The organism is uncultured Intestinimonas sp., assembly GCF_944387725.1.
GTDB lineage: Bacteria > Bacillota > Clostridia > Oscillospirales > Oscillospiraceae > Intestinimonas.
Window position 1 is genome coordinate 14,726 of record NZ_CALXGA010000011.1, and the last position, 26,921, is coordinate 41,646.

25 protein-coding genes and 1 tRNA gene are annotated in these 26,921 nt (G+C 61.2%); 7 read left to right on the plus strand and 19 right to left on the minus strand.

Features of this window, described 5'->3' with window-relative positions; translation table 11 throughout:
• Nucleotides 1–20: 20 nt before the first annotated feature.
• From Q0K09_RS03050 to Q0K09_RS03080, 7 genes are read right to left on the minus strand one after another with little or no spacing between them, the layout of a single operon-like run.
• Complete coding sequence (locus tag Q0K09_RS03050; RefSeq protein ID WP_294472707.1) at nucleotides 21–842, minus strand: FliH/SctL family protein; 822 nt, start codon at nucleotides 840–842, stop codon at nucleotides 21–23.
• Nucleotides 835–1,878: a flagellar motor switch protein FliG gene (gene fliG / locus Q0K09_RS03055; RefSeq protein WP_294472710.1), complete on the minus strand. Its 1,044-nt coding sequence runs from the start codon at nucleotides 1,876–1,878 to the stop codon at nucleotides 835–837. Before fliG ends, Q0K09_RS03050 begins: the two co-directional genes overlap by 8 nt.
• Nucleotides 1,875–2,045: a hypothetical protein gene (locus Q0K09_RS03060; protein WP_294472713.1), complete on the minus strand. Its 171-nt coding sequence runs from the start codon at nucleotides 2,043–2,045 to the stop codon at nucleotides 1,875–1,877. The genes fliG and Q0K09_RS03060 overlap by 4 nt, the downstream gene beginning before the upstream one ends.
• Nucleotides 2,042–3,649, minus strand: coding sequence for a flagellar basal-body MS-ring/collar protein FliF (fliF, locus tag Q0K09_RS03065; RefSeq protein WP_294472719.1), 1,608 nt, complete (start codon nucleotides 3,647–3,649; stop codon nucleotides 2,042–2,044). The genes Q0K09_RS03060 and fliF overlap by 4 nt, the downstream gene beginning before the upstream one ends.
• 29 nt (nucleotides 3,650–3,678) lie before the next feature.
• Nucleotides 3,679–3,987, minus strand: a complete 309-nt coding sequence (locus tag Q0K09_RS03070; protein WP_294472725.1) for a flagellar hook-basal body complex protein FliE — start codon at nucleotides 3,985–3,987, stop codon at nucleotides 3,679–3,681.
• Between the two features lie 44 nt (nucleotides 3,988–4,031).
• Nucleotides 4,032–4,481 carry a flagellar basal body rod protein FlgC gene (gene flgC, locus Q0K09_RS03075; protein ID WP_294472728.1) on the minus strand — a complete coding sequence of 150 codons (450 nt, stop codon included), beginning with the start codon at nucleotides 4,479–4,481 and terminating at the stop codon, nucleotides 4,032–4,034.
• Between the two features lie 14 nt (nucleotides 4,482–4,495).
• On the minus strand, nucleotides 4,496–4,879 hold the full coding sequence (locus Q0K09_RS03080; RefSeq protein WP_294472731.1) for a flagellar biosynthesis protein FlgB: 384 nt from the start codon (nucleotides 4,877–4,879) through the stop codon (nucleotides 4,496–4,498).
• A gap of 1,095 nt (nucleotides 4,880–5,974) precedes the next feature.
• Here Q0K09_RS03080 and Q0K09_RS03085 point away from each other — a divergent pair.
• Entirely contained in the window at nucleotides 5,975–6,655 is a 681-nt protein-coding gene (locus Q0K09_RS03085; protein ID WP_294472733.1) for a hypothetical protein, read from the plus strand.
• Nucleotides 6,656–6,985: 330 nt separating this feature from the next.
• Here Q0K09_RS03085 and Q0K09_RS03090 read toward each other — a convergent pair whose 3' ends face one another.
• From Q0K09_RS03090 to Q0K09_RS03120, 7 genes are all read right to left on the minus strand, one after another.
• Nucleotides 6,986–8,536 (minus strand): oligosaccharide flippase family protein, encoded by a 1,551-nt coding sequence (locus Q0K09_RS03090; protein WP_294472737.1) that lies wholly within the window; start codon nucleotides 8,534–8,536, stop codon nucleotides 6,986–6,988.
• Between the two features lie 143 nt (nucleotides 8,537–8,679).
• Nucleotides 8,680–9,285 carry a hypothetical protein gene (locus tag Q0K09_RS03095; RefSeq protein ID WP_294472738.1) on the minus strand — a complete coding sequence of 202 codons (606 nt, stop codon included), beginning with the start codon at nucleotides 9,283–9,285 and terminating at the stop codon, nucleotides 8,680–8,682.
• Nucleotides 9,286–9,635: 350 nt separating this feature from the next.
• A complete protein-coding gene (locus Q0K09_RS03100) occupies nucleotides 9,636–10,019 on the minus strand; it encodes a hypothetical protein (RefSeq protein WP_294472739.1) in 384 nt (127 codons plus the stop codon).
• Between the two features lie 56 nt (nucleotides 10,020–10,075).
• Nucleotides 10,076–11,275 (minus strand): PepSY domain-containing protein, encoded by a 1,200-nt coding sequence (locus tag Q0K09_RS03105; RefSeq protein WP_294472741.1) that lies wholly within the window; start codon nucleotides 11,273–11,275, stop codon nucleotides 10,076–10,078.
• Nucleotides 11,276–11,475: 200 nt separating this feature from the next.
• The gene (locus tag Q0K09_RS03110) at nucleotides 11,476–12,444 is read right to left on the minus strand and encodes a PepSY domain-containing protein (RefSeq protein WP_294472743.1); all 969 of its coding nucleotides are present in this window, start codon (nucleotides 12,442–12,444) and stop codon (nucleotides 11,476–11,478) included.
• 65 nt (nucleotides 12,445–12,509) lie between these two features.
• Complete coding sequence (locus Q0K09_RS03115) at nucleotides 12,510–13,883, minus strand: HAMP domain-containing sensor histidine kinase (RefSeq protein ID WP_294472746.1); 1,374 nt, start codon at nucleotides 13,881–13,883, stop codon at nucleotides 12,510–12,512.
• Nucleotides 13,880–14,572, minus strand: coding sequence for a response regulator transcription factor (locus Q0K09_RS03120; protein WP_294472747.1), 693 nt, complete (start codon nucleotides 14,570–14,572; stop codon nucleotides 13,880–13,882). The genes Q0K09_RS03115 and Q0K09_RS03120 overlap by 4 nt, the downstream gene beginning before the upstream one ends.
• A 278-nt stretch (nucleotides 14,573–14,850) precedes the next feature.
• Between Q0K09_RS03120 and hprK the strand changes: the two genes are divergently transcribed.
• From hprK to Q0K09_RS03140, 4 genes are all read left to right on the plus strand, one after another.
• Nucleotides 14,851–15,804 carry an HPr(Ser) kinase/phosphatase gene (gene hprK / locus Q0K09_RS03125; protein ID WP_294472750.1) on the plus strand — a complete coding sequence of 318 codons (954 nt, stop codon included), beginning with the start codon at nucleotides 14,851–14,853 and terminating at the stop codon, nucleotides 15,802–15,804.
• A gap of 19 nt (nucleotides 15,805–15,823) precedes the next feature.
• Nucleotides 15,824–16,768, plus strand: coding sequence for a nucleoside hydrolase (locus Q0K09_RS03130; protein ID WP_294472751.1), 945 nt, complete (start codon nucleotides 15,824–15,826; stop codon nucleotides 16,766–16,768).
• Entirely contained in the window at nucleotides 16,765–17,703 is a 939-nt protein-coding gene (locus Q0K09_RS03135) for a nucleoside hydrolase (protein WP_294472753.1), read from the plus strand. The genes Q0K09_RS03130 and Q0K09_RS03135 overlap by 4 nt, the downstream gene beginning before the upstream one ends.
• Before the next feature lie 142 nt (nucleotides 17,704–17,845).
• Nucleotides 17,846–17,922, plus strand: a tRNA-Pro gene (locus tag Q0K09_RS03140).
• A 63-nt stretch (nucleotides 17,923–17,985) separates the two neighbouring features.
• Here the strand turns inward: Q0K09_RS03140 and Q0K09_RS03145 are convergent.
• From Q0K09_RS03145 to Q0K09_RS03165, 5 genes are all read right to left on the minus strand, one after another.
• Nucleotides 17,986–19,206, minus strand: coding sequence for a tyrosine-type recombinase/integrase (locus Q0K09_RS03145; protein ID WP_294472755.1), 1,221 nt, complete (start codon nucleotides 19,204–19,206; stop codon nucleotides 17,986–17,988).
• A gap of 97 nt (nucleotides 19,207–19,303) precedes the next feature.
• Nucleotides 19,304–19,483, minus strand: a complete 180-nt coding sequence (locus tag Q0K09_RS03150; protein ID WP_294472758.1) for a helix-turn-helix domain-containing protein — start codon at nucleotides 19,481–19,483, stop codon at nucleotides 19,304–19,306.
• The gene (locus Q0K09_RS03155) at nucleotides 19,476–20,687 is read right to left on the minus strand and encodes an FtsK/SpoIIIE domain-containing protein (protein WP_294472775.1); all 1,212 of its coding nucleotides are present in this window, start codon (nucleotides 20,685–20,687) and stop codon (nucleotides 19,476–19,478) included. Before Q0K09_RS03155 ends, Q0K09_RS03150 begins: the two co-directional genes overlap by 8 nt.
• 151 nt (nucleotides 20,688–20,838) lie before the next feature.
• On the minus strand, nucleotides 20,839–21,639 hold the full coding sequence (locus Q0K09_RS03160; protein WP_294472761.1) for a hypothetical protein: 801 nt from the start codon (nucleotides 21,637–21,639) through the stop codon (nucleotides 20,839–20,841).
• Between the two features lie 125 nt (nucleotides 21,640–21,764).
• Nucleotides 21,765–22,016, minus strand: coding sequence for a hypothetical protein (locus Q0K09_RS03165; protein WP_294472764.1), 252 nt, complete (start codon nucleotides 22,014–22,016; stop codon nucleotides 21,765–21,767).
• A 577-nt stretch (nucleotides 22,017–22,593) separates the two neighbouring features.
• Between Q0K09_RS03165 and Q0K09_RS03170 the strand changes: the two genes are divergently transcribed.
• Together Q0K09_RS03170 and Q0K09_RS03175 are read left to right on the plus strand one after the other, a co-directional pair.
• Nucleotides 22,594–23,238 carry a SprT-like domain-containing protein gene (locus Q0K09_RS03170; RefSeq protein ID WP_294472767.1) on the plus strand — a complete coding sequence of 215 codons (645 nt, stop codon included), beginning with the start codon at nucleotides 22,594–22,596 and terminating at the stop codon, nucleotides 23,236–23,238.
• Between the two features lie 447 nt (nucleotides 23,239–23,685).
• Complete coding sequence (locus Q0K09_RS03175; protein WP_294472771.1) at nucleotides 23,686–26,409, plus strand: S-layer homology domain-containing protein; 2,724 nt, start codon at nucleotides 23,686–23,688, stop codon at nucleotides 26,407–26,409.
• Nucleotides 26,410–26,921 lie beyond the last annotated feature (512 nt).

A 26,921-nucleotide genomic window follows, 5' to 3' on the forward strand; every position in this document is an offset into this window, starting at 1 on the left:
CTCGCCTCCTCTCTCCGGGGTCAGCCCTCCCGCAGGAGGTCCCGAATATTTCCCAACTGGGTGGAGGCGCTGGCGTCGATGATCTCGTTCGGCATCTCGATGATGCACGCCCCCGCCTCCCCGTCCGACATGGGGATAATTTTAATGTGGTCGGAGAGCCCCGCCAGCGCGGTGGTGAGCTCCGGGGTAACCTGGGCCAGGTCCCTGGCCTCACAGCCCCCCACATAGATGTGGACCCACTCCCGGCGCTTGAGCTTCTCGGTGGCCGTCTGGATCATCCGGGCCACCACCTCCCGACTGCTCTTGAGGCTGACGTGGATGATCTTTTCAGCGATGGCCAGGCTCAGGTCGCACAGCTCCACCTGGGTCTCGTCCATCAGACTCTCCCGGGCGGCGCTGGCCTTTTCCAGGAAAACCCGGAACTCCTCTGCCTGATGGCGGAGGGCCTCCTCCTGTTTGGCGTTCCACTCGGCCCGGGCCTGGGTGAGCCCCTCGGCACAGCCCTGGCGGAAGCCGTCGGCCCGGGCCTCCTCCCGAACGGCCTCGGCCTCCTGCTTGGCCTGCTCCCGGGCCTCCTCCAGCAGCCGGTCCCGCTCCCGGCGGGCGTCGGCCAGAATCTCGTCGGCCTGAACCTGGGCAAAGGAGAGCATGGCCGCCGCGCTGTTCTGCCCGGCCTCCTGACCGGCGGACTCCGAAGCCTCCTCCCCGGCGGGGGCCTCCTCCGGTTCCGGGGGGGACTCCTCCTGGGGGGCGGGCTCCTCCTCCACCTGGAGGTCCTCCGCCTCGGGAAAGGTATATGCGGCAAAGGCGGGCTTCAGGAAGCTCTTGAAGATGTTAGGCAATGATATCGTCCTTTCCGCCCTTGAGAATAATCAGCTCGTTGCGCTCCTCCAGGTCCCGGATGATGCCCACAATGCGCTGCTGGGCATCCTCCACATCCCGGATGCGGACGTTGGTGGTCACCTCCAGATCCTCCCGGATGCTTTGGGCCATACGGGTGGACATGTTGGAGAAGATCTTGTTGGCCACGTCGCTGTTGGCCCCCTTGAGGGCCAGCACCAGGTCTCTGGGGTCGCAGTCCCGGACAAAGCGCTGCACCGAGCGGTCGTCCATGGTGATGATGTCCTCGAAGACGAACATACGCTTGCGGATCTCGTCGGCCAGGTCCTCGTTGTAGGAGGAGAGGCGGTCGAAGATGTTCTTCTCGCTGGAGCGGTCCAGATTGTTCATGATGTCGGCCACATAGTCCACGCCGCCCACCTTGACGTTGTTGGTGGTCATCAGGCTGGAGAACTTCTTCTCCATCTCGGCCTCGATGATCTTCACCGCCGTGGGGGAGGCGCTCTCCATCTTGGCGATGTTCTCCACCACCTTGACCTGCCGCTCCTCGTCCAGCTCCTCGATGACGGCGGCCGACTTTTCGGCGTCCACATAGGAGAGCACCAGGGCGATGGTCTGGGGACGTTCATGCTGGAGAGCCGCATACAGGGACTTCTCGTCCGCCTTGTTCAGGAAGGAGAACTCCCGGTTTTTCAGGGACTTGGTCACCTTTTCCAGAAGGCTGTCCGCTGTCTGCTGGCCGTAGGCCTTTTCCAGCACCGCCCGGGCGTACTCCAGTCCGCCCTCGGTGACGGCCTTGTTGGTCATGCACATCTGGTAGTACTCGGTGAGTACGTCCTCCGTCATGTCGGAGTCCAGATAGCCCAGCTTCGCCACCTCCAGGGTGAGCTGCTCCACGTCCTCGGGGGACATATACTGATAGAGCTGGGATGCCTTATCTGTCCCCAGGGAGATGATCACCGCCGCAGCCTTCTGCTGTCGGGTGAGCTTGGGGTGGGCGCGGCCAACCGCTTTTGTCTCCACTGCCGGTTCACTCATCCCGTCTCATCTCCTTCTCTCAGCCACATCTTCACCATCTGGGCGGCAGCCTCCGGGTTCTCTTCCGCAAGCTTACGGATCTCTTTCGGCCCCACCGCCTTTTGCTGGGCAGCGGGCTTGGGACGGGGGCGGCCAGCCTCTCTTGTCTCCACTGCCGGTTCACTCATCCCGTCTCATCTCCTTCTTTCAGCCAGGCCTTCACCATCTGGGCGGCAATTTCCGGGTTCTCCTCCGCAAACTTGCGGACCTCTTTCCGCAGCTCCATGCTCTTCTCGGTCTGCATGGTCATGATATCGGCGCCCTCCTCGGGAACGGCCACCTGGACCGGGGTGGCGGGCAGAGCCACAGCGATGTCTTCCTCCATAGCCTCCAGGGCCGCCTTCTGCCGCTTCCGCTTGTTCCGGCGGACCAGCAGGATGATCAGCAGCAGAATGAGGAACACGCCCAGGCCGGCCAGGGCGGCCGCCACCGTCCAGGGCAGGGTCTCCGGCGGCGCCGGCACGGGGAGATCGGTCTCCAGGTTGAAGGGCGCGATGAGGATGGAGATCTTGTCATTCTGGAGGTCCAGTCCAATCCCCGAGGCCCTGGCCACATGGGCGTACAGGTCGTTCATGTTGACCTGCCCTGCCGCCGACTGATTGATGGAGACCGCCACCATGACGTCCTCCACGGTCCCCGCCAGATGCTCCACCTGGCGGTTCTCGGTGTCCACCACGTAGTTGTCCTGGCCGGAGGAGGAAACCAGCGTCTCGGTGCCGTCGGCGTTGAGCTGGTTCTCCACATAAGTATTGATGTCGGCGTTGGCCTCGGTGCCCACCACACCGCCCACCGCCTGGCCGGCGCCCCGGATGATCTCCCGGTCATAGATGGTGCTGCCGATGATGCCCTCGCCGTCATCCTCTTCGCCGCTGTAGTTGGTGGTGTCCGTGAAGGTGCGGTCCACGTTCACCACACTGCTGACGCTGACCCGGACGTTGCCCTCGCCAAAGAAGGGGGTCAGGGCCTGCATCACCTGGGTGCGAATCTTGTTGTTGGTCTGCTCCTCCAGGGCCATCTTCAGCTCGGAGACATCCTGGATGTTTGCGAAGCTGTCGGTGCTGGAGTAGTTGTTGCCATAAGTATCGTCAATGGAGACGTTGTCGATCTCCAGGCCCTGGACCGCGTTGCTCACCAGATTGCGGATGGCGGTCACCTGGCCGTCAGTGAGCGTCCGCCCCTCCTCCATAACCACCGTGACGGCGGCGGATGCCTCCACGATGTTGCTGCTGTCCAGGATGTAGGTGCGGTCCTCCCCCGGCGTAATCTGTACTGTGGCGTCCCGGACATAGGGGAAATACCGGATCACCGACGCGAGCCGCTCCTGGAGGTCCTGCAGGGCCAGATACGTCCGCTCCGACTCGGTGGTGAGGCTGCCCACATTGTCAAAATAGGTAGAGGAATAGCCAAAGCCAGAAGACGGATAGCCTTGCAGCAGCAGCTCGCTCTTGAGCTGGGCTTCCTGTTCCTCTGGCACCAAAATGGTGTCCGACCCCTCAATGCGGTAGTTGGACACCCCATTGTCCGACAGATAGGAGACAATGGAGCTCAGGTCCGACTGATTGAGCCCTGTGAACAGCGTCGCATAGGGCCGGTTCAGGCTGACGATCGCCACAAGTACGATGACCGCCAGCAGCGCAACGGCGCCAGCCCCGATTAAGACCTTTGTCTTTTTCGCGGCCGCCTTCCACCACTGTCTTATCTTGTCTGTAAATCCTTTTAATTTCTCCCGCACGGCCCCTTACTCCCGTCTCCTGTGTTCCATCACAGGCTGATCCGCATAAGCTCGTTGTAAGCGTCCAGGGCTCTGCTTCTCATCTGGATCAGCAGCTCCAGGGACATGGTCCATTGGCTGGACACAAAGGTGACCTCCGCAGGATTGTCAATCTGCCCGGTGGCCAGGCGGTATTCCGCGTCGTTCTTTGCCGCCTCCGTCTCCCGGACGTTGTCAATGGCTGATTGGAAAACATCTGCGAACAGGGTAGGCTGGACCCGGTCTCCCGACCCCTGGGTTTCTCCGGCTGCCTCTGTGCTCCAAAGGGGCCGGATGGGTTCTATTGCGCGAAATTCCATCTCTCTTCTCCTCCTGACTCCTCAGCGCCCGCTGGGGCGGGCGGTCACTGTCCGATCTCCAGGCCCTTGTTGGCCACCTGCTTAAGCACATTCAAGGCCGTTACATTGGCCGAGTAGGCCTGGGCGGCAGCCATGGCGTCGGTGATCTCCTTCATCATATCTACGTTGGGCATCTCCACATAGCCGTCGGCGTTGGCGTCGGGATGGGTGGGGTCGTAGACCAGCTTGAAGTCGGAGGGGTCCTCCGCAATCTGGACCACCCGGACGCCCCCCTCCTGCCCGGAGGAGACGACGCCCCTGGCCCGGTCCAGGGCCGCCTGAAAGGGCGTCTGGGTCCCCTCGGCCTGGAAGACCACCAGCTTCCGGCGGTAGGCGCCGCCGCCCTCGGTGCGGGTGGTGGTTGCATTGGTGACGTTCTCCGAGATCACGTCCAGGCGGAGCTGCTGGGCCGTCAGGCCGGAGCCGATTACGTTGATGGAGCTCATAAAAGCCATATCAGTGTTCCTCCTTATCCGCGGATGACCGCCCGGATGGTGGAGACGTCATTGGCAATGGCGTCAATCACATACTGGAGCTGATAGCCGGTCCGGGACAGTTCAATGGACTGCTCGGTGATGTTCACCCCGTTGTCATCCAGGCGGGTGCTCTCCTGGGCCTCTTGGATCACCACCGGAGTGTCCCGGATGGCCTCCCGGATGGCGGCGGTGGAGACGCCATCCTCCGCCGAGGTCAGAATGGCCGAGCGCAGGGCCTCCTCAAAGGTGGCGTACTTGGCCTTGTAGTTTGGGGTCTCCACGTTGGCGATGTTGTCCAGGATGCAGGCCTGCTTGCTCCAGAGGAATTCCATGGAGCGCTGCATCATCAGGAGGGAATTGCTGCTTAGGATATCCATTCTCTATCACCCTGCTTTCTGATTCACTGCGGATTCTCCCGGCCCTAGGGCTTGTTTGAAAATTGGCGATGTGTCCGGAAGCGAGGGATTTTGAGCCGCTGGCAAGCAATTTTTTCGCAGGAATCCTGGCGGATTGCAAGGAAAAATTGCGCCGTCCAGGGGGCAAAAGACCCGCTGATTGGACATGTTGCCATGTTTCAAACAAGCCCTAGGGCTTGTTTGAAAATTGGCGATGTGTCCAGCAACGAGGGATTTTGAGCCGCTGGCAAGCAATTTTTTCGCAGGAATCCTGGCGGATTGCAAGGAAAAATTGCGCCGTCCAGGGGGCAAAAGACCCGCTGATTGGGTATGTTGACATTTTTCAAACAAGCCCTAAGAACCGCCGCGTCTTTTTCGACAAGATCGGCCGGCGCCGGACCCTGAAAAATATATGCCGCAGGCGGGGAACAAAAAAACAAACGGGACCGTCTAAGTACTTGCTCTTGTTGCATTATACCGAAAATTCTCTGCTAACGCAAGTGTTTCACAGGAAAAAATCTTGGAGCTTTTTTCACGCTTACTGACGCCTGCGGATTGTTGCGAATTCTCTATTTTTTTTTTTTTTTTTTTGAACATTTTTTGAACGTTTCTTGAATAAACTTGATTTTATATATTTTTACGGGAAATAGGAAACGCCTTTTTTATTCTATATATTAGAAAAAACCCCAATATATTCTATGTTGATCCGGCGCTGCTCTGCGGGTCCACGCAAAAAAACAAGGGGCCGCAGAAATTCTGCGGCCCCTCCGCTTTGAGGCTTGCCGGCGGCTCAGCCGATGGCGATGGTGGACTGCTTGGGCAGCTCCTTGGGCGGGCCGCTCCGGGACCCTCTCCCTTGGCACAGGCTTTTCATAGCACGGCGGATTAGCACTGTCAATCATCGAGTGCCAATGTTTACAAAAGAACCACAGCTTATTCACAAAATATCTGATTTCGCCGGTTCCGATGGAGGCCGGCCGCCGGCTGCCGCAGGAGATGGAAGAAGCTTCCTTGCGGCTTTGGCCTTCCTATGCTAGAATATCGAAAAAACTTCCTTTTGACTTGGAGTGGTTTACTGTGTTCGGAAAAAATGTGCCCCAGCCCCTGAGCGGACCTCTTCCCCCGCTGGGACTGCTGGACTTCGATTCCACCATGAAATTCCGGGAGACGGCCCTGGAACAGTTCCGGTCCCACGGCCAGGGCGCCTCGGTGGTGCTGGACTGGATGATCCGCACCCTGCTCAACAGCCTTATGGCGGACAGCGCCGCCCGGATTTTCCTGCCCAAGACGGAGACCGGCCCCTTTGTGCTGGACGACCTGCTGCCCCTCTCCGCAGTGGAGCCCACAGGCCAGGCCAAGCTGCCGCTGAACCGGACCTACCTGGTGGCTCCGGCCTGGAACAACCGGGAGACCGCCGAGGCCCTGCGCCGGGCCTCTGAGCTCCCCATGGAGGCGCTTGGAGGCGGGGCGCCGGTGGGGGTCTATCTCCGGGAGCTCAATCTGGCCATTGTGGACGCCGCCCCCCACGAGAGCCTCTGCTGCCGCTTCCTGGGCCGGGGGGCCGTGGTCTTGGACGCCTATTCCCTCCGGGACCTGGCGCCGGTCATCCGCACCGATGGGACCGACTGGTTTGTCACTGAGGCCGGCGGGGACGAGACCTACTGCCCGGTCCTGGAGCCCCGGATGGCCGCCCTCTACCGCCTGGCCCTGGAGCGGTACTGTCCCGACCTGCTCTCCACCCAGCGGGAGAAGCGCTAGGGCTTGTTTGAAACATGGCAGCATGCCCAACCGGCGGGTCTTTTGCCCCCTGGACGGCGCAAGTTTTCCTTGCAATCCGCCAGGATTCCTGGGTCAAAATTGCTTGCCGGCGGCCCAGAATCCATCGCCGCTGGACACATCGCCAATTTTCAAACAAGCCCTAGCTCCCATCACCCCGGCACAAACTTCCTCATAAGAAATGTCGTGGGGATTGGAATGGGTCCCGGCATACTGCGAATTTGCCCGGAAAACTCCGGCCCCAGCCTGTCATAGCAGGCAAGGCCCCCGGTTCGGACAATGCGCCCGATGCGGTGCAAAGGGGCTGGGAGGCTACCGGGCCGCCCGGCGGCGGAGATGGAAGAGCTCCCCCACCCAAACCCCCTGGGCGGAGAGGGCGGCCAGATAGAGGACCGAGCCCAGGACCAGGCAGGCGGCGGCGCTCCACGGCCCGGAGAGGCCCCGGTCCCGGAGGACGCGGAAGAGGAGGTTGACGTTGAGGCCCATCAGCAGGGCGGCCAGGCCCGGGGCGGTGAGCCAGCGGAAGAGCTCCGGCCGGAGCCCCACGGCCCGGTAGAGCCCCACAGCGCCCAGCACCACCCCCAGCAGGGCGCTGGCCAGGGCGGCCAGCACATAGCCCCGGAGCCCCACCCCGGGCAGGCCCACAGTGAAGAAGACGATGACCAGCTCCACCGCTCCGCAGAGCAGGGCGTTTCGGGCGGCGGCGGGCTGCCGCCCCACCCCGTTGAGGGAGCAGGAGAGGACCGACTGGTAGCAGGAGAGGACCACCCCCGCGGAGAGCGGGGTCAGAAAGTCCCCCACCGTGGGCTCCTGGAAGAGGGCCGCCCCCAGGGTGGGGCCCAGCACCACCAGAAAGGCCATGGCGGGGAGCATCAGCACCGAGGCGCCCAGCATGGCCTTGGAGATGCGGCGGCGGGCCTCGGCCTTTCGGCCCAGGGCGGTGGATTCGGCCAGCTTGGGCACCAGCACCAGTCCCAGGGCGGCGATGAAGGCGGTGGGCAGGTTGAGCATAGGGATGGACATGCCGAACATCACCCCGAAGGCCGAGACGGCGGCGGAGACCTCCATGCCCCCGGCCACCAGCTTCTGGGGGATTAGAATGGCGCACACCGAGCCCATCAGGTTCCCCAGCAGGGCGGTGGCGGCGATGGGCAGGGCGATGCGGGCGATGCGCCGGTCCAGCTCTCTGGGGGGAATGCCTGGGCCGCGTGGGCCGGAGAGACCCCGGCGGTACCGCCGGTGGAGGAGGGCGAGGGTGCAGGCGGAGAAGACCTCGCAGAGGACCATGCCGGTGACGATGAGGCCCACGGTGCGCTCCGGGTTCTGGGGGAGGAAGGCCAGCAGCAGGCCCAGCACGGCGCAGGTCCGCACCACCTGCTCCAGCAGCTCGGTAAAGGCCGGGGGGCGGATCATGCCGGCGCCGTAGAAGGCGTGTTTGTGGAGGTTTTCCACCCCTGTCAGGAGGATACAGGGCAGCAGCAGCAGGAGTCCAAGCTGGGTTCGGGCATCTCCCAGCAGATAGACCGAGATGGGGTCGGAGAGGAGGACCACTGCCAGGGCCGGGAGGGCCAGCAGGGCGGCCAGCAGCACCAGGCACCGGCGCAGGACCTGCCCGGCGGCGGTGAAATTCCCCAGGGCCCGGTACTCCGAGGTGAGGCTGGACACCGCCGCCGTCAGCCCCACGGCGGTGACCGAGAGCAGGACGGAGTAGACAGGCATCACCAGCTGGTAGAGCCCCATGATCTCCGAGCCCGCCAGCCGGGAGAGGAAAATGCGGTAGACAAAGCCCAGCGCCTGGTTGAGAAGCCCTGTGGCCGTGAGCAGCAGCGCGCCGTAGAGCATGGATGTTCGGTCAACCTTCAAAAGAGCGCCCCCCTTCGGTGCAGTATATTCGCCGGGGGAGGAGAACTTGCCTGAAGGGTCCGCCGGGCGGAGAAACCGGGCTCTGGAACGTCAAGCAGTGCGGCGAGGCCAGAAGGGCCTCTGCGGCGCTCCGGCCGCGCCGGTCACTCCTCGGAGAGGGAGGAGAGGTATCCCTCCAGGGTGGAGAAGGGGACGGCCTCCTGGTCCGGGGTAAAGAGCATGATGAGGATGAGGTAGTCGCCGTCCTTCCGGGCGTACTGCCGCTGATAGGGGGCGGCCTCGCCCTCCATGGTCAGGGGGAGGGCCAGATAGCGCCGGCCCGCCAGCTCCAGATGGAGGACCTCGCCGGTGGTGTAGGCGGCCCCCTCCCGCTCGGCGCCGGCCTGGAGGCCGTTCAGATAGGTATCGGCGTTGGCGCCGGTCTCCTGGACCAGGGCCAGAATACCCGCCCCGGTCTCCGGGTCGGTGGCCGAGAGGTCATAGTGGTAGACAGAGGCCGGGTCCTGGCCGTCGCCGCCCAGCTGAAGGTCCAGGGCCCGGTCGGCGTCGGCGCCCATCTGCTCCAGCGCGGCCTCGCCGGCGGCCTCCCAGCCCTCGGGAAGGGTGAAGCGCAGGCCCAGGAAGGCGCTGTAATAGGTGTCCTCCCGCCAGTATCCGGGGGAGTAAAAGGGTTCTTCCGCCTGGCAGCCGGACAGCAGGCCGGCAGAGACGGCCAGGACCAGGGCGGCGGCGATGGTGCGCAGCTTCATAATTGTGTTGAGCCTCCTGTGTTCAGACATTCTCGTTGTATCATACCACAAAAAACGGCGGGTGAAAACAAAAATCCACATATAAAGAAAACAAGCTGAGCCCGCAGGCTCAGCTTCAGGTTGTCAAACAGGGTGTAAATTGGGCAGACACGCACCGGGGGATCGTGTGAAAGGGGGGCGGGGAGCCCCCTTTCCCGCGCAGTCGGAGACTTTTTCGATGGAATCGAAAAAGTTCGTCCGCCCGCCGGAAAAGGCCGAAGGACTTTTCCGGCGGGCGGATGCACTGAGTATGCAAACTCAGCTTGTCAAAGGCTTGCCGGATAAACCGGCGTGGGCCGGGAGTGCGAAGCTCAGCGTGGGAGCCGCTCCTGGTTTTGGGGGACGGGCTGCTCCGCAGCAATGGGCGGTGTGGGGAAGCCGTCCCGGGGCCGGGCCAGGAGCTCGGCCTTACTCTGGAGGACGCAGGCCACATAGCGGCAGGCCACCACCGCGCCCCAGAGGAAGAAGGCGGTAAAAACCTCGTCATCCATCTCGTCCATGAGGAAGATCAGGGCGGTGCCAAGGCCCCCGGCCATGGTCAGCCGCAGGCCCGCCAGCAGGAGACCCAGGGACGTGAGGATGGCGGCGATGAAAAGGAGCAGGGAGAGCAGCTTCACCGCCCCTCCCGCAATGGATAGGTTCGAGGCGGCGGGGTGCTCCGCGTACAGCCGGAACCACTTTTGCTCATGCTTCATAAAAAACCTCCGTGATGGAAAAGCGGGGGCCCCGGCCGGAGGCCGGGGCCGGATACTCAGTCGTAGATGGAATCCATGTCGCGGGAGATCACCGCGCCGGTGTAGGCGTCGATCTCGAAGTCATACTCCATGGTGCCGTAGATGATCTCCACCTCGTACTCCATGCGGCCGTCGTCCCAATCCAGGCGGGCGTAGCGGACGTTGGCGTCGGTGGCTCCGGAGACATAGGACAGAGCGATGCTTCTGGCCCGGGCCTCGCCGATGTAGGAGCCGGTGTTGGTGCTGGGCTGGGTGTAGCTGTAGTACTCGGCGTCGGCGTCGAAGCTGAGGATGGCCCCGGTGTAGGCGTCGATCTCGTAGTCGTACTCCTTGTAGTCGCTGGTGTAGAACTCCACGTCATAGACCTGGCGGCCGTCGTCCCAGTCCAGGTGGCTGCGGACAAAGCTGACCTGGCCGGCGCTCAGGCTGGCGTGGGCCAGGGCCGCGTTCTTGGCCTGCTCAGAGCTGATCATGCCGTTGGAGGTCGTCGTCTGGGTGGGCGGAGTGGTCTGGACGGGCTGCTGCGGCTGGACAGGCGGAGTGATCTGGACGGGCTGCTGCGGCTGGACAGGCGGAGTGGTCTGGACGGGCTGCTGGGTGGTGGCGCCGGTGTTGTTAAAGCTGTCGGCGTCGGTGACCAGCAGGCCGCTGCTCTGGGAGGCACCGGTGCTGCCGCTGCCCAGGATCACGGTGTTGGTGGCCTGGTTCCAGCTGACGGACTTACCCATAAGGTTGCCGATGGCCCGGATGGGCAGGTAGACGGAACCGTTGTAGATCATGGGATAGACGACGCTGCCGTTGACATCGGTGAAGGTCTGCCGGACGCCGTCCACCAGGATCGTGACGTCGGAGCGGATGTCGCCGGTGATGTTCTGGGTCGCCGTCCAGGTGTCGGGCGTACCGGAGACCGTCCCCGTGGTGCGGGTGCCGGAGAGGCTCACCGTCAGGGTGGCCTGGTCCCAGTTGACGTTCTTGCCCATGATCTCGCCGATGGCCCGGATGGGCAGATAGGTGGTGCCGTTGTAGGTAATGGGGTGGACCTCGGCGCCGGAGACGTTGTAGAAGGTCCGGGCGGCGCCGTCCACCACGATGGAGACGTTGGGGGAGAGCTGCGCGGTGACCCCCACAGCGCCGGCGGACAGGGTGAAGGTCCCGACAGTCAGGGCGGTGCAGAGGGCCAGGGCTCCCGCACGCTTGGTGAGTTTGTTCCAATTCATAACAATTCCTCCTAAATGAAATAAAATGTTGGCTCCTCAGGGCTTGTTTGAAAATTGGCGATGTGTCCAGCAGCGAGGGATTTTGGGCCGCTGGCAAGCAATTTTGACCCAGGAATCCTGGCGGATTTCAAGGAAAAATTGCGCCGTCCAGGGGGCAAAAGACCCGCCGGTTGGGCATGTTGACATGTTTCAAACAAGCCCTAGTCGTAGATGGATTCGACTTCCCAGCCCCGGATGGCTCCGCTGTAGCCGTCGATGGTGAACTCATACTCCATACCGGAGTAGTAGATGGTGCCCTCATACTCCAGACGGCCGTCATCCATGTCCACCTCGAACTCCCAGATGTCGCTGGCGCCGGCGCCGGGCACCTCCGCCAGGGCGATCTGCATCGCCTGATCGGCGGTGATGGCGGTGGAACCGGCGGCGGGGGGAACGTAGCCCTCCGCGTCGAAATCATAGGAAAGGATTTCCCCGGTGGAAGCGTCGATCTCGTAGTCGTACTCGGTAAAGCCGGCGGTGTAGAACTCCACCTCGTAGCACTGCCGCCCGCGTTCATAGTCCAGCCGGCTGCGCACAAAGGTGACCTGGCTGGCGGTGAGCCCCGCGTGGGCCAGGGCGATCTCCTGGGCCTGCTCCCCGGTGATGCCGGCGGGCGCGGGCTGGGCCGGTACGGCCGGCGTGGGGGCGGCCGTGCCGGCGGCGGGCGTGGGCTGGGCCGGTACGGCCGGCGTGGGGGCGGCCGTGCCGGCGGCGGGCGTGGCCTGCGCCTGTACGTCCGGCGTGGCGGCGGCTGTGCCGGCGGCGGGCGTGGCCTGCGCCTGTACGTCCGGCGTGGCGGCGGCTGTGCCGCCCGGCAGGTCCGAAACCGCTGTCATAGCGGAGGCCGCGCCGCCTTCGATGATGACGCCTGTGACGGCGTCAATGTCGTAGGCGTAGTTCTGACCGTTGGCGGTGAAGTCCACCGCATAGTAGTCCATACCGTTCTGCTGGTCCAGACCCGCTGTGGAGAAGGCTGCGGCGGACTCACTCACACCGGCGGCCTCCAGGGCGATGGCCTTGGCGGCGTCGATGCCAATGTACTCCGCCTGGCTGCTCTGCTGGCCGCAGCCGGCTGCCGAGAGGGCGATCAGGGCCGCCGCACACAGGGGCGGGACGGATCTCAGCTTCAACCGTGTGTACCTCCTTTCCTCTTGCTGGCCATATCTTACCATCCAAACATGAAATCAACATGAAATTAAAGGGCGAGCTGAAAAATTTTTTCCGGCTCCTCCAGGGGCAGGTGGAGGGTGAAGGTGCTGCCCAGTCCGGGGATGCTCTCCAGGCTCATGGAGCCGCCGTGGGCCTGGGCGATTTTCCGCACCATGGACAGGCCCAGGCCGGCGCCGTTCCCGGCGCTGCGGGAGGGGTCCACCTGGTAGAACCGCTGCCAGACCTTCTCCTGCTGCTCCGGGGGGATGCCGATGCCGTCGTCCTTGACCTCCAGGCGGAGCTCTCCCTCCTCCCGGCCCAGGGAGACCCACACATGGCCCCCGGGCTTTCCGTATTTAAAGGCGTTTTCCACCAGGTTCTGGATCAGGCGGGCCAGGAGGGCGGGGTCCGCCCGGGCGGTAAGGCCCTCCTCCAGATCCAGGCTCAGGCGCTCCTGGGGCCAGGGCCCCTCGGCACAGACCGTGTAGACCAGGCTGGACAGGTCCACCTGCTCCCAGTGGACGGCGTCAGTCCCCTGATCCAGCCGGGTAATGCTCAGAAGCTGACCGATGAGGAGGGACATCTTGCCGGCCTGCCGGTGGATCATATCCAGGGTCTCCCGGTACTCCTCCGGGGACTCCCCATACCGCAGGGCGTACTCACAGGCGCTCTTGACGACCGAGACCGGCGTGCGCAGCTCGTGGGAGGCGTCGGCGGTAAATTGGGCCTCTGCCTCAAAGGACTGCTCCAGATGGGCAAACATCTGGTTGAAGGTCAGGGCCAGGCGGGAGAACTCGTTGTGTCCCGGCGGGACAGCCACCCGGGCCGAGAGGTCGGAGGCCTCGTTGATGGCGGCGGCGGTGGCTGTGATCTGGTCCAGGGGGCGGAAGGCCTGCCGGGCGATCCAGTACCCGCCCAGCCCCGCCAGGAGGATGAAGAGGGGCAGCGCAATCATCGCCAGGTAGAGCAGGTTGGTCAGGATCTGGGGGTTCTCCGGCGCCTCCAGGATGCCCCGGAGCCACACCCCGCTGTCCCAGCCCAGGGGGACCCAGAAGTCCAGGACGTAGTAGCGGTCGTCCTCCACCGACACCGGGCGGGTCAGGCCGTTCTGGAAGGGCTCCGCCGCCGCCGAGAAGGAGACCGGCACCTGCCCCGCCAGGAGGGCCTCGCTCTGGCTGTAGACCAGGGAGTAGACCCCGTCGTTGTAGAAGTGGAAGTCCTCCCCCAGCTGGAGGCTGCCGTCCGCCATGCTGATCTGGCTGAGGTTGCCCCGGAGCGTCTGGGAGAGCTGCTCCATGGAGGTCTGGGTGGAGACGGTGCCGCTGATGAGCAGGAGAAAGCCCAGCAGCAGCCCGGCCATCAGGGTCATCAGCAGGAGATACCAGATGGTGATGCTGACCTTGACGCTCAAATGCTTCACGGGTCCCCTCCCTCGTCCCTGGGGGCCCGGATGACCCAGCCCTGGCCCCGTATGGTGTGGATGAGCTTCTGGTCCCGGCCGTCGTCGATCTTCTTCCGCAGCCGGCTCATGTAGCCGTCCACATTGTTGGAGTTGCCGGAGTACTCATAGTTCCAGATCTGGTCCTCGATCTGCTCCCGGGAGAGGACCTTCTCCCGGTTGCGGAGGAGGTATTCCAGGATGGAGAATTCCTTGGGCAGCAGGGGGATCTCCTCCCCGCCCCGGGTGACCCGCCGCCGCTCCACATCCATGGTCAGGTCGCCGATGGCGAGCAGATTGGTGTGCAGGCCCACATGCTTCCGGGTCATGGCCCGGATGCGGGCCAGCAGCTCGTCAAAGTCAAAGGGCTTGATGAGGTAGTCGTCCGCTCCCAGATCCAGACCCTTCACCCGGTCGGCCACACTGTCCCGGGCCGTGAGGAAGAGAACCGGCGTGTTGAGTCCCTGCGCCCGCATCTCCCGGACCAGGGTGTACCCGTCCTTTTTGGGCATCATCACGTCCAGAATCACCGCGTCGTACGCCGCCCCCATCAGGTGGAGGGCGGCGTCCTCCCCGTCCAGACAGCCGTCCACCGTGTAGCCGGCCTTGGTCAGCACCTTTCGGAGCAGGAGATTCAGGTCCTGCTCATCCTCTACCACTAACACGCGCATGTGGAGCGCCCTCCCTTGATGGCTGCCGGGCGCCGCCGCCCCGCAGGCCGCTGTTGCCTATATTATAGCACAGCTTCCTCCGTTCTGCCAGAGGGGGGCGGGGAAAAAGCGCGGAAATCCTTCTGCCCCCGGGCGCCGCAAAAGCCGGGCCGGCGGGCCGTCCGGCTGGCAGATAGCCATTGCGAAAACCCGGAAAGTCGGTTATACTAGACCTACAGGGCGGGCCGGGGCCGCAGGGCCCCAAGGCTCCGCCGAGTTCAAAAGAGACAGAAGGAGGGATGGCGGTGGAGGGCCGGTATTCCATGAAGCTGGGCAAGCTCATCAAGGACTTTGACCTGGAGGTGCTCCGCAGCGTGGCCCACTATGAGGATGTGCTGGTTCAGCGGGAGGACGTAAACCGCCCCGGACTACAGCTTGTGGGCTTCTTCGACTACTTTGACGCCAAGCGGCTTCAGGTGCTGGGCAAGGTGGAGAACACCTATCTGACCAAGGTGGAGCCGGAGGACCGGCGGCGGATTTTTGACGATCTGCTGGCCTATGAGATCCCCGCGCTCATCATCACACGGGGGCTGGAGCCCTTCCCGGAGCTCATGGAGATGGCGGACAGGCACGACCGCACCATCCTCCGCACCCAGGAGACCACCACGGCCTTCATGGGGGCCCTCATCGCCGGACTGCGCAATGAGCTGGCCCCCCGCATCACCCGCCACGGGGTGCTGGTGGAGGTCTACGGCGAGGGGGTGCTCCTGCTGGGGGAGTCCGGCGTGGGCAAGAGCGAGACGGCCATTGAGCTGGTAAAGCGGGGCCACCGCCTGGTGGCCGACGACGCCGTGGAGATCAAGCGGGTGGGCGTCAGCCGCCTGGTGGGCTCCGCGCCGGAGCTCATCCGCCATTACATCGAGCTGCGGGGCATCGGCGTGGTGGACGTGCAGCAGCTCTTCGGCATGTCCGCTGTCCGGGAGGACCAGGACATCGACCTGGTGGTAAGCCTGGAGCAGTGGAACGACGAGGCCATGTACGACCGCCTGGGCCTGGAGGAGCTCTACACCGTTATTCTCGATGTGAAGGTGCCCTCCCTCACCGTACCGGTAAAGCCGGGCCGGAACCTGGCCATCATTGTGGAGGTGGCGGCCATGAACAACCGCCACAAGAAGATGGGCTACAACGCGGCCCAGGCCTTCACCCAGCAGATCAATGAGCACTTTGAGCAGGCCCTCAGCGGCCAGCCCTGAAGGCGGGAGGCGCACGGAGATGAACAAACCGATCCCCGTTTTCCTGGACGGCGACCCGGGCCACGACGACGCCATGGCCTGGATGCTGGCCCAGGCCTCTCCCCTGCTGGATATCCGGGGGGTCTCCTCGGTCTGCGGCAACCAGACCATCGAGAAGACCACCTGGAACGCCCGCCAGGTCATGACCCTTCTGGGTATCCGGGCCCCCCTGGCCCAGGGCCGGCAGGGCCCCCTGGCGGCCGGGCCCATGCCCGCCCCCGGCATCCACGGGGAGTCCGGTCTGGACGGCCCCGCCCTGCCGGAACCGGCGGTGGAGACGGTGGACCTGCCCGCCTGTGAGCTCATGGCCAGGGTTCTGGCGGAGAGCCCGGAGCCGGTGACCCTGGTTCCCACCGGCCCCCTCACCAATGTGGCCGCCCTGCTGCTGGCCCACCCGGAGCTCAAGTCCCGCATTGCCGGCATCTCCCTGATGGGAGGCGGCGTCACCCGGGGCAACTGGACCCCGGCGGCGGAGTTCAACATCTTGGTAGACCCGGAGGCCGCCGGCCTGGTCTTCCGCTCCGGGGTGCCCATCACCATGGCGGGGCTGGACGTCACGGAGCAGGCCCTGGTCCTTCCGGAGGACTTTGCCCGCATCCGGGCCCTGGGGAATCCCGTGGCCGAGGTGGTGGCCGGCTGGCTGGAGTTCTTCTACGGCTTCCACCGCAGCATCGGCTACGCCGGGGCCCCGGTCCACGACGCGGTGGCGGTGGCCGCCCTCATCGCCCCGGAGCTCTTCCAGATGGAGGAGATGTATGTGGCGGTGGAGACGGCGGGGGACTACTGCCGGGGGACCACCGTCGGGGATCGCTACCACCTGACGGGCCGCGCCCCCAACGCCCGGGTCCTCCTGGGCCTGGACCGGGCGGGCTTTGTCCAGCTTTTGACGGACGCCGTGGCGTCCTACGGGGAGGGAACGGCATGAGCACGGAAAAGCGCCCGGTGATTCTGGACTGCGACCCGGGCATTGACGACGCGGTGGCCATCCTCCTGGCCGCCCGGGCCCCGGAGCTGGACCTCCGGGCGGTAACGGCGGTGGCGGGCAACGTGGATCTGGAGCACACCAGCCGCAACGCCCGGCGGGTCCTGACGCTGGCGGGGGTGGAGGCGCCGGTCTGCGCCGGGGCGGCTGGCCCCCTCTTCGGCCCGACGGTTACCGCCGGCGAGGTCCACGGCGCGGACGGCCTGCTGGGTCTCCCGGTGCCGGAGCCCGCCTTTCCCCTGTCGCCGGAGCCGGCCTGGGACGCCCTGTACCGGGAGGCCCGGGCCTGGGACGGCGCCCTGGAGGTGGTGGCCACCGGGCCTCTCACCAACCTGGGAGTGGCCCTGGCCAAATACGCCGATCTGCCCCGGTACCTCCGGCGGATTGTGCTTATGGGAGGCGCCACCGCCTTCGGCAATACCACCCCGGCGGCGGAGTTTAACATCTATGCCGACCCGGAGGCCGCCGGGATGGTGTTCCGCTCCGGCATCCCGGTAGTGATGTGCGGGCTGGATGTCACCCACAGGGCCTACCTGACCCATGCCGACATCGATCGGGTGGAGGCCCTGGGCACGCCCCAGGCCCGCTTTGCGGCGGACACCATGCGTTGCGGGGTGGCGCAGCACGAGCGGTTCCTGGTCCCCGGGGCCCCCATGCACGATCCCTGCGCCATGCTGTACGCCCTGGAGCCGGCGCTCTTCACCACCCTGCGCTGCTGGGTGGGGGTGGAGTGCCATGGAACTATCACCCGGGGCCGGACCGTCACCGACGCCTATAGCGACGCCAAACGGGAGCCCAACACCGAGCTGGTCACTGATGTGGACCGGGAACCGTTCGTAGACGCCCTGACCGCCCGGCTGGCGGTCTATAGCGGTTAAAACCCGGGCCGGCAGTCCTTCCGGGGCCGCCGGCCCGGGTCCCAGGGCGGCAGAAAGAAATTTGAAAAAAACGAAAAAAAGACTTGCATTTTCTGTGTGGCCATGGTAAGATGTATGAGCCGTCTGAAACGGCCGGCCATTTCCGGGTGTGGCGAAGTTTGGTATCGCGCTTGAATGGGGTTCAAGAGGCCGCTGGTTCGAATCCAGTCACTCGGACCATGAAAGTCCTGTAACCGCAAGGGTTACAGGACTTTTTCTATGTCCAGTACCCTTATTTTACCCTTATTGGCCCACAACGCCCTCAATGTACTGCTCCATCCGCTGGGCGCTCTCCCGGCGCATCTGGTCCGTCACATGGCCGTACACATCAAGGGTAAAGGAAGCGGTGGCGTGACCCAAATTCCCCTGCACCGTCTTGATATCATCACCGCTCTTGATTGCGGCCACCGCATAGCTGTGACGCAAATCGTGAAAGCGGACGGTGGGAAGCCCCATATCAGTCACAACGCGCTTGAAGTTGTGGTAGACGGTATGGGTCATCAAATGACTGCCCAGCTCATTGGTGAACACTAGACCCGTGTCCTCCCATGCGGGCCCCGCATGTAGCCTCCACTCAGCCTGCTTGCCACGCTGCCGCTTGAGCCAGTGCATCACAATAGGGGCCGGGGCGATTTTCCGCCATCTGCTGTTTTTGACGGAAATGAATTGATAACGGTATTTTTTGCCTCCGTTTTTGGCCCTGTCCTTGTCCTGGACCATGACCTTTTGGAACTGCCGCCGGACCAACACGGTCCCCCGCTCAAAATCCACATCCTCCCATTTGAGCCCCAGCACCTCTCCCTGACGCATACCCGTAAACAAGGTGACCAGGAAAAGAAACTCATGGGGGTGCCCCTTGACCGTTTCGATGAACTGGTGAATGGCATCATCATCCAGCGGGTGCAGCTCCTTGCGCTCGACTCTGGGCAGGACACAGGCGTCCGACGGGTTGAACCGCAGGTAGGAAATAGCCACTGCCTGTTGGAGTGCCTTGTGGAGCACACCATGGACGATTTTCACAGACTTCGGCGATAGGCCGCTCTTGGTCAAGCCGTTGTAAAAGTGCTGAATCATATGGGTACTCAACGCTTCCAGCTTGATAGGGCCAAGCTGGGGCCGGATATGGTTCTTGATTTGACACTGATAGGATTCTACCGTTCTGGGCTTCACGCTGCCCAGATATTCCTCCATCCAAATATCCAGCCAATCTCCGACGGTGAGCATGGATGGGGCCTTGTAGGTCCCTTGGTCTACCTCCACGGCGATTTCCCGCATCTTCTGGGCGACTTCCTTCTGGGTCTTTCCGGTGATGGTCCGCTGGACCTGCTTGCCGGTAATGGGGTCAATGTCCACCGTGACCCGGCCCTCCCAATAGGTATAGGGCTTCCCGTTTCGCGTGACTTCTCTCTTACGGATGGAGCCGCTGCCATTGGCGGCGCGGCCCGTCTTATTCTTATGTGGCATGAATTTTTTACCTCCTTTGTCCGCCACATAAGCGCACACCTGTATTGTAACGCTCATGCGGCGGACGGTCAATATCTCCTGCGATTGCATAGGGCCATCAAGCGGCCAAATACTCCATAAGGGCCGCCTTTGGCACCCGGTACTGGTGTCCTACGCGGACACTGTGAATGATACCAGCCCTCACGAGATTATAAGTGGTATCCCGGCCCAGGTTCAGGGCCTGAGCAACCTGGGGAACGGTGAGGACAAGAGGGATCTGCTCAAAATTCTTAATCATAGTCGAGCCTCCATTCGTCGAAGTAGTACGCCTGCGTGACAACATAGTTGTCCGCGCCCTGGCTGACCACAAAGCACCCCTGCTTCCCGCGAGGGATGAGGTCAGCGGCGGCGGTAGAATCCAGGACGATTTTGCTGAGCACCTCGTTTGCCATCCCGCAGGCAGAGAAGGACACATTTGCTTTGATTTGGGGCGGCAAAGTATTTGAATCGGGTCTCTGGGTACTCAGGAGGAGATGGAGGCCCGAGGCCCGGCCACGCCTGGCAATCGAGGTGATGTACTGCTCCGCCTGCTCAATCATGGCCTTATGGGCTTTACCTGCCCCGGTTTTGTCAAACAGCTCCGCTGCCTCGTCGATCGCCAGGACGATGTGGTCGAAACGGTGGGCCTTGGGCCTTGCGTTGTACTCGTCTATATCCTGGTAGTGCCTTTCGGCCAGCACCTTTTCCCGGTGGGCCATCTCTTCGGAGAGCTCTTCCAGCACAGGGAGCAAATCCTCGATGCTGGTGATGACACGGCACTTTTTGGCCCAGCGGCTAAAGCCCACGCCTCCCTTGAGGTCTACGATGATGGGGACCGCCCCCCAGGTGATGCACTGGTACAGGAGGCAGCGCAAGGCGACCGACTTGCCGCTTCCTGTCATGCCCGCAAGAACCCCATGCCCTTGACGCAGGTCCCAGGTGACCTGCCGACCGGCACAGTCCACCCCCAGGGCCAGGACAAAAGGCTTCAAATCCATCATACAGTCTGGGGTCCACAGTATCTTGGTGGGCAGAGTGGAGGCAGGGGGCGCAGTGGTCAGTTTGATGCGCTGGTTATCCTGCCCATTCTCGACCTCCAGGATGGTCAGATTCAGGGCCGACTGGAGCTCGTCCACACGGTCACGCCAGTCGGAGGGCGGGAGACCACAGGTTTCGTATTCTTGGACCTTGATTCTGGGATTATCGGGGTCCTGCGTGATGGACAGCAGCTCCGGGACCTCGCCGTTCTCATTGGCAAACCCGATACGCGCCAGACTTTCTTCCACGCGCTGGGCTGACAGCGGCCCTCCCCAGGCCCAAAAGAGGGCCAGAGTGAGGGCCGCTGCCAGCGTCACAGCAGCCAGGGCGGTCACGATGCAATAGAGCTGTCCCAGGGGACCGCCCATCTTTACGCCGTCAATCAGGCCGGTGCAGGCCCAGAACATGCACAGAAGGGTCAGCATCGCAACCAAAACAGGCCCATTCCCTCCGCCTGGCGCGACCTTACGGGCTCCGCGCTTCATACGCCTCACGATGCGGCGACGCTCTACCTTCTGGGGCAGCTTCCCGCCCGACTTTTTATCTGTAAGCATGATAAACCATCCTTTCTAATATCTAAATTTTGGGGAATTCCTCCGAGAGCACCCGGAGGCCGTTATAAATCTCACCTTCGTGTTGTATATGAGCTTTCAACTTTTCCTCGTCCCGAAACTCGTCGTAGTTCTCCGGGTCATGGGGGTAAGTGTTAGGACCTTTGACCAGGTCCCGGCTGTGCAGATACCACTTTCCAAAAATCTTGCCGCCGTTGCCCTTGGTGATGTACTTGGCGACATAGTTGGCGGTGCGCTCATAGTTCTCGTCGAGTGGGATGCAAGTGGAGAAACCGTATTTCCAATCGAGCATGTTAAAGACTGGTCGGCCCTCCTTGTCGGTCCTGCGGTGGCCCAGCTTGTCCCTGGCCCGCTCAACGCGCACCTTGCCCAAATGGCAAAGGCCGTGCAGGTGGATGGCGGGCCGGTCCTCTCCGGCCTTCTTTTTGTGGTACTCCGGCACAAGCAGATAAGAAAATTCCTTCCGATGGACCGCGTTGCCCAGGAAAGTCCGCAGCTTCTGATAGACGGCTTTCGGATCATAGCGGTCAAGGAGGTCGGGGTCGATGGTCCAGGTCAGAAAAGTGTCAAAAGTGTCCATATTACAGAGGGCGAGGTCTCTCACCTTGGACTTTGCCCGCTGCTGGCTCATTTTGATGGACCGCTCCTGGTCCTTGGCGTGACCCGGTCGAGAGACCGCATAGGAGCGCGGCTTGGACGCGCCTGGAATCATGGGAAAAATCGCCCCCGTTGCCACCTGCTTTACCAGGGATTTAGGGTACTCCTTAATCCTACAATTCGTGTAAACAGTTGGTTGGTCTGGCATTTCGATTGCTCCTCTTTTTCCTTTCAGATTGCCTCGGGGTGAAATCAATCTGTTGATTCATCAAGTAAGAACGGCCTCCCACGCCCCCCTTACGGGGAGCGTGGGCCGTTCTTTTTTGCGGGGTCTTACGACTGGAAGAGGATGGCGTCCGGCTTGCCGAAACGATTGTACTGGACGGTCACCTCAGAGCCGACCTTGAACTTACCAGCGTCCAGGCCGCACTTGGCGAGCTTGGCATCGGTCATGTAGATGTGCTCGGCCACCATGCCCTGGGCCTCCGGCCCAGTGGCGGGGTAGGTCAGGTAGAGGTTGTAGCCGGTGATGGTTACGCCCTCGCGGGTAGTGAAATCGTTGCGCTTAAAACCAATCAGTTTCATTTGTGAATCGTTCCTTTCTTGTGCATATCGCACGGTCCAAATGGTGGATAGGTACACCCTGCCAGAGCGGGCAGGACGCGATGGGGACTTGACGCAGCCCCACCTCCGCGTTGCTGGAATACAAAGTAAGCGATATTCAGTTGTCAAGGTGCACGGGAAGCTGGGAAGCCCCATTGACAGGCAATACGAGTAGTGATAGAATAAATTGGGTTATTTTTGCCTGTCACTATACTTATATGCCTTGGCTCGACAGGTTATGCAGTTTTTCCCGTCAATTCGAGAAATTTTCTGGAAGCATTTCCTCCGGCTTCCGCTTATATCATATGTTTTCGCCACATTTTGATGAGCACACCCAAATACCGGCCTATTTCCACCCCGAAAAGTCGAAATAGCACCCCCGCCCCGCCCTATCAAGGCCGAAAAAAATCCCTGGTTCCGAAGAGCCAGGGATTTTTTTGCGCGAGTGGCCCCTTTGGGGCCAGCCTTGACAGGTCGGGGCGGGGGCGCGTCGGTGGCGACACAAGCTCGCGAGCGAGCTGTGCTACCACATCTTTCTTACTATGGGAGGGCCTACGAAATGAAACAGACCACAAAAATGAGCCGTGCCGTCAATTTGCTGGAGCGCATATTTAATTCCCTGAACACCGACTTTTTCGGTGGGGAGCTGCCGGTCCCCATTATCACAGTCCAGAGCAAGCCGGGAACCTATGGACACTGTTCCGTGGCGAAGGTCTGGCAGAGGCCGGACGGCGGCGCGTATGAACTGAACATTGCCGCCGAGGTCTTAAACTACCCAATCGAGGAGACTTTAGACACCATACTCCACGAGATGGTGCATCTCTTTTGCCGCCAGCACGGAATCCAGGAAGTGAGCCGGGGCGGTACATATCACAATAAGCGGTTCAAGGAGGAGGCCGAGCGGCGGGGCCTGGAGTGCTACCGGACGGAGAAGTACAGCTGGAACACCCGGCCCAGCGACCGGCTTGTGGAATACGCCCTGGAAAAGGGGTGGAGTGAAATCAAGATCGGGCGGAGCACCCTGCCCCCGATGATTCGGATCGGGGCCGGAGGCACCGCCCAGCCGGGAGCTGCCACCCCGGGCGGCAAGCGGCCCAGCTCCACCCGAAAGCTCATTTGTCCCCAGTGCGGGCAGAGCGTCCGGGCCACCAAGAAGGTCCATATCATCTGCGGGGATTGCATAGTCCCCATGGTGGAGGTGTAGGGGCAAAAAAATGAGGTGCACTTTTCAAAACCTGGAACAGGCAATTTTGAAAAGTGCACCTCAGAAAAATTCTCAGCAAATTTTGACTTTTCTCTTTGAATGGCCCTTGCTTTTCCTATGCGGAACGGCTAAAATAGGGCTTGGAAACATATAAGCGGCAGTTCGTGGGGTGCTGGGAACACCCCACGAACCTGTGCGAGTCCTCGGCACTCGACACAACAGTCTTATAAGACTGCACCACGGGGCTATTATACCTATTTCGCCGCGCTTTTTCAAGGCGGGAGAGGGAAATAGCTTTGTGCTACGCGTGATTTTATCAGGCGGTGTTGAGTACATAACTCGGCACCGCCTTATATGTTTCCGGCGGACACCCTGGGCGGGGCGTTGGCCCCGTCCGGGGGAGGTCGTCCGCTGGAAAACGATTTATTTCAAAAAGGGGAGGAAAATATGAAAAAGCGGATATTATCTTTTGCATTGTCCTTGACTCTGTGTTTAGGGCTGACTACCCCAGCATTCGCGGTAGACACTGGAACAAGTTTTCTTGAAAGTGGTAGTGACTCTATTGATAAGTTGAGCAAAGAAGAGATTGTCCAACTGCTAGAGGAAAATCCGCTGACCCTGCCTGACAATGTATTTGACCAAGTTCCATCTTGCTCTGCTCCTTATTCAACAGGTAAAGTAAAGACTTCCGCCCTCCAGACAGCCACTGACCGGCTGAATGCTCTACGTCAAATTGCTGGTCTCCCGAATGTCCAACTAGACCTGACCCTTTGTGAGCAAGCCCAGTATGGAGCAGTCATCATCGCCGCTCAGGGGGCGTTGAATCACAACCCCAGTAAACCGTCAGGCATGGATAACGACTTCTACGAAAGGGCCTACGATGCCACATCTAGTAGTAACCTCTACGCAGGTCAGACCCTAACTACGGCAGTAGATGGGTTTATGGACGACAGCGACACCAGTAACATCGACCGCCTAGGACACCGCCGCTGGCAACTGAATCCTGGGCTCGGGAAAATCGGCTTCGGATATGCGGAAAGCGATACCCGCTATCGTACTTATGTGACAGAAAAAGTATTTGACAAGAGCGGAGATTGCGAGGATTATAAATTTATTTCCTGGCCTGCTTCTGGTAATTTTCCCTCTAATCTGTTCGACGGGGATATTGCGTGGAGTGTGAGTCTGAACACCAGCGAGTACAGGACACCCCGGCAGTCTGACTTGACGGTTACCTTGGTCCGGGAGAGCGACGGAAAAACATGGACCTTCCGGGGAAGCGGCTACGGGGCCTCTGATAATGGAGCATACTTCCATATAGATACTGCCAACTATGGTATTCCCAACTGCATTATTTTCCGCCCGGAGGGTATCACCTCCTATGAGGGCGTGTATACCGTTACCATCGACGGGCTGAAATCTGCCAACGGTAACCCCGTGGACTTTTCCTATCAGGTGGACTTCTTTAATCCTGATGACATCGGTGTTGAGCCGGAGAAGCCCCAAGAGACCACACAGCCTGAGGAGCCAGACAAACCCCAGAGACCCGGTCAGGAGGAATGGCCCATAGAAGGCGGAGACCTGACGGTAGTCGCTTCCGGCAATAGCACGGTAGCGAGGGACTATGTGGTCCTAGCCGATGGACGGCTGGTCAACTGGAAAGATGGGACCTTGTTTGACACGGGTTATCAGGCGGTTTCTTTTGCAGAAAACCGATATATGGGTCTGAAAGCAGACGGCACGCTTTGGGTTTGGGGCGAGTGGTATTCTCTATCTGACAATACGCTTGAAGAGCCAGTAGAAGTGCTGTCTAGTGTAAAGCAAATCAGCGGATACCTTGCCCTAAAAGAAGATGGCTCTGTTTGGTCTCCTGAACCGTTGAAGGGTATGGAGCAACGGCAGGACGGTATTTTCTATCAGGTGATAGCCAATGGTATCGCACAGATTTCCAGCTATCGGGAGGATGCCGGTACTGCTGTTGCAGAGGACGGAACTCTTTACAGTTGGGGCAGTAACTGGGATGACGCATATCTTGGCAGAGAGACGGATTCAAATACCGGGAATCCTCCGGCTTCTATTTTGAACCAGGTCAGCTATGTCAATGGGCATTTTGCAATTCGGGAGGACGGTTCGCTGTGGTCCTGGGGTTCTAACACATTTGGGACCGTTGGGAACGGAAGCGGCAGTATAGCAGCTACTCCCGTAAAAGTGATGGACCGTGTGGTAGGAGCCTGGGCAGACGAGGACAATTTGGCTGCGGTTCGCACAGCGGATGGAACACTATGGACCTGGGGCGTGAACAACGCAGGGGAACTGGGTTATGCCGACTTTGACAATCGTCAGACCTATGGCTTGGGATCGGTGGCCGGCCCTGGAACACCCTACCAGTCAACGCCCAAAGCGGTACAGATGGATAATGTAATCCAGGTGACTGCCGGCGGAATGGATATTACTCTGGCGTTGAAATCAGATGGTACCTTGTGGGCTTCCGGCAAAGGATATGGTCCCGCTTTTATCAAGGTTATGGATGGAGTTAAAACCCCAGGCCAGGAACAGCAACCCACCGAGCAGGAGAAGCCTCAGCAGCCAGAAAAGCCCAATGAAACCACAGAGGCTGTGTTTACTGATGTGCCCGCCAATCACTGGGCTCATGACTATGTAGAAAAAGCCGCGGCAGAGGGATGGGTCAATGGCGTTGGCAACAATCGCTTTGCCCCCGACAAGGAAATCAGTTACGCGGAGTTCTCGACTATGCTGATACGCGCCTATTATGCGGACGAATTGAATACCTACACTGGCTCCAGCGACCCTTGGTTTATGCCCTATTGCACTGTCGCGCATAACCTTAGTCTCTACGATGGGACCAATATGGGACAGTCCGCCTTTGACGCAATCGCAGAAATTTCCTGCAACCGCTATGAGATGGCCCAGCTCCTATACAATATTCTCAACGACCAGGACGCCATGCCCGAGTATGATGCTGCGAGCGTTCAGGCCAAAATCGGCGATTGGAGTAGCATCACCGGGAAATACAAGGACGCTGTGACTGGTGTCTTTGCTGCTGGCCTCATCGGCGGTGTGGACGCCAACGGCACCTTTAACGGTGACGGCGTCATGACCCGTGCCCAAGCCGCTACCGTCATGTGTCGGCTGGCTGAGTTGATTGGGGATTAACGCACCCCGCCGAATAGAATATACAAGCACAAATGGGGCTGACCGGAAATGGTCAGCCCCATTCTTTTCGTACTTGTTCATCCTATTTTTGTTCATGAAAGTGTACTTCAAGAGGAATGAGGCCACCCTGTCTTTTTTACGGTGGAAAAGGCGGGAAGGGCATTTTTGCTGGATAGGACGGCCGCTTGTGCCACCCGCTCCGAGCCCCTTGGCACGACACCCAGATTGAAAGAACGAGGGGCGGCCCCGCGCTATGCGGTGGCCGCCCCTCTCTTGTGCGCTTATGTGGTCGAACTTGTACCCTTATTTTTACCCTTAAACGGTCAGTTTTGGTCAGGAAAAGGCAGTATCATCCAGGATTGTCCAAGCCCGCAATCCCTTGGAAACAGGACATTCCGGGAAAAGCCAGGGCTGGACAGACTGCTCTTTTCGCAATTCGAATCCAGTCACTCGGACCAACTAAGGTTGCTGAAAAAGATGCAACCCCTGAAACCCTTGCTGCGGCAAGGGTT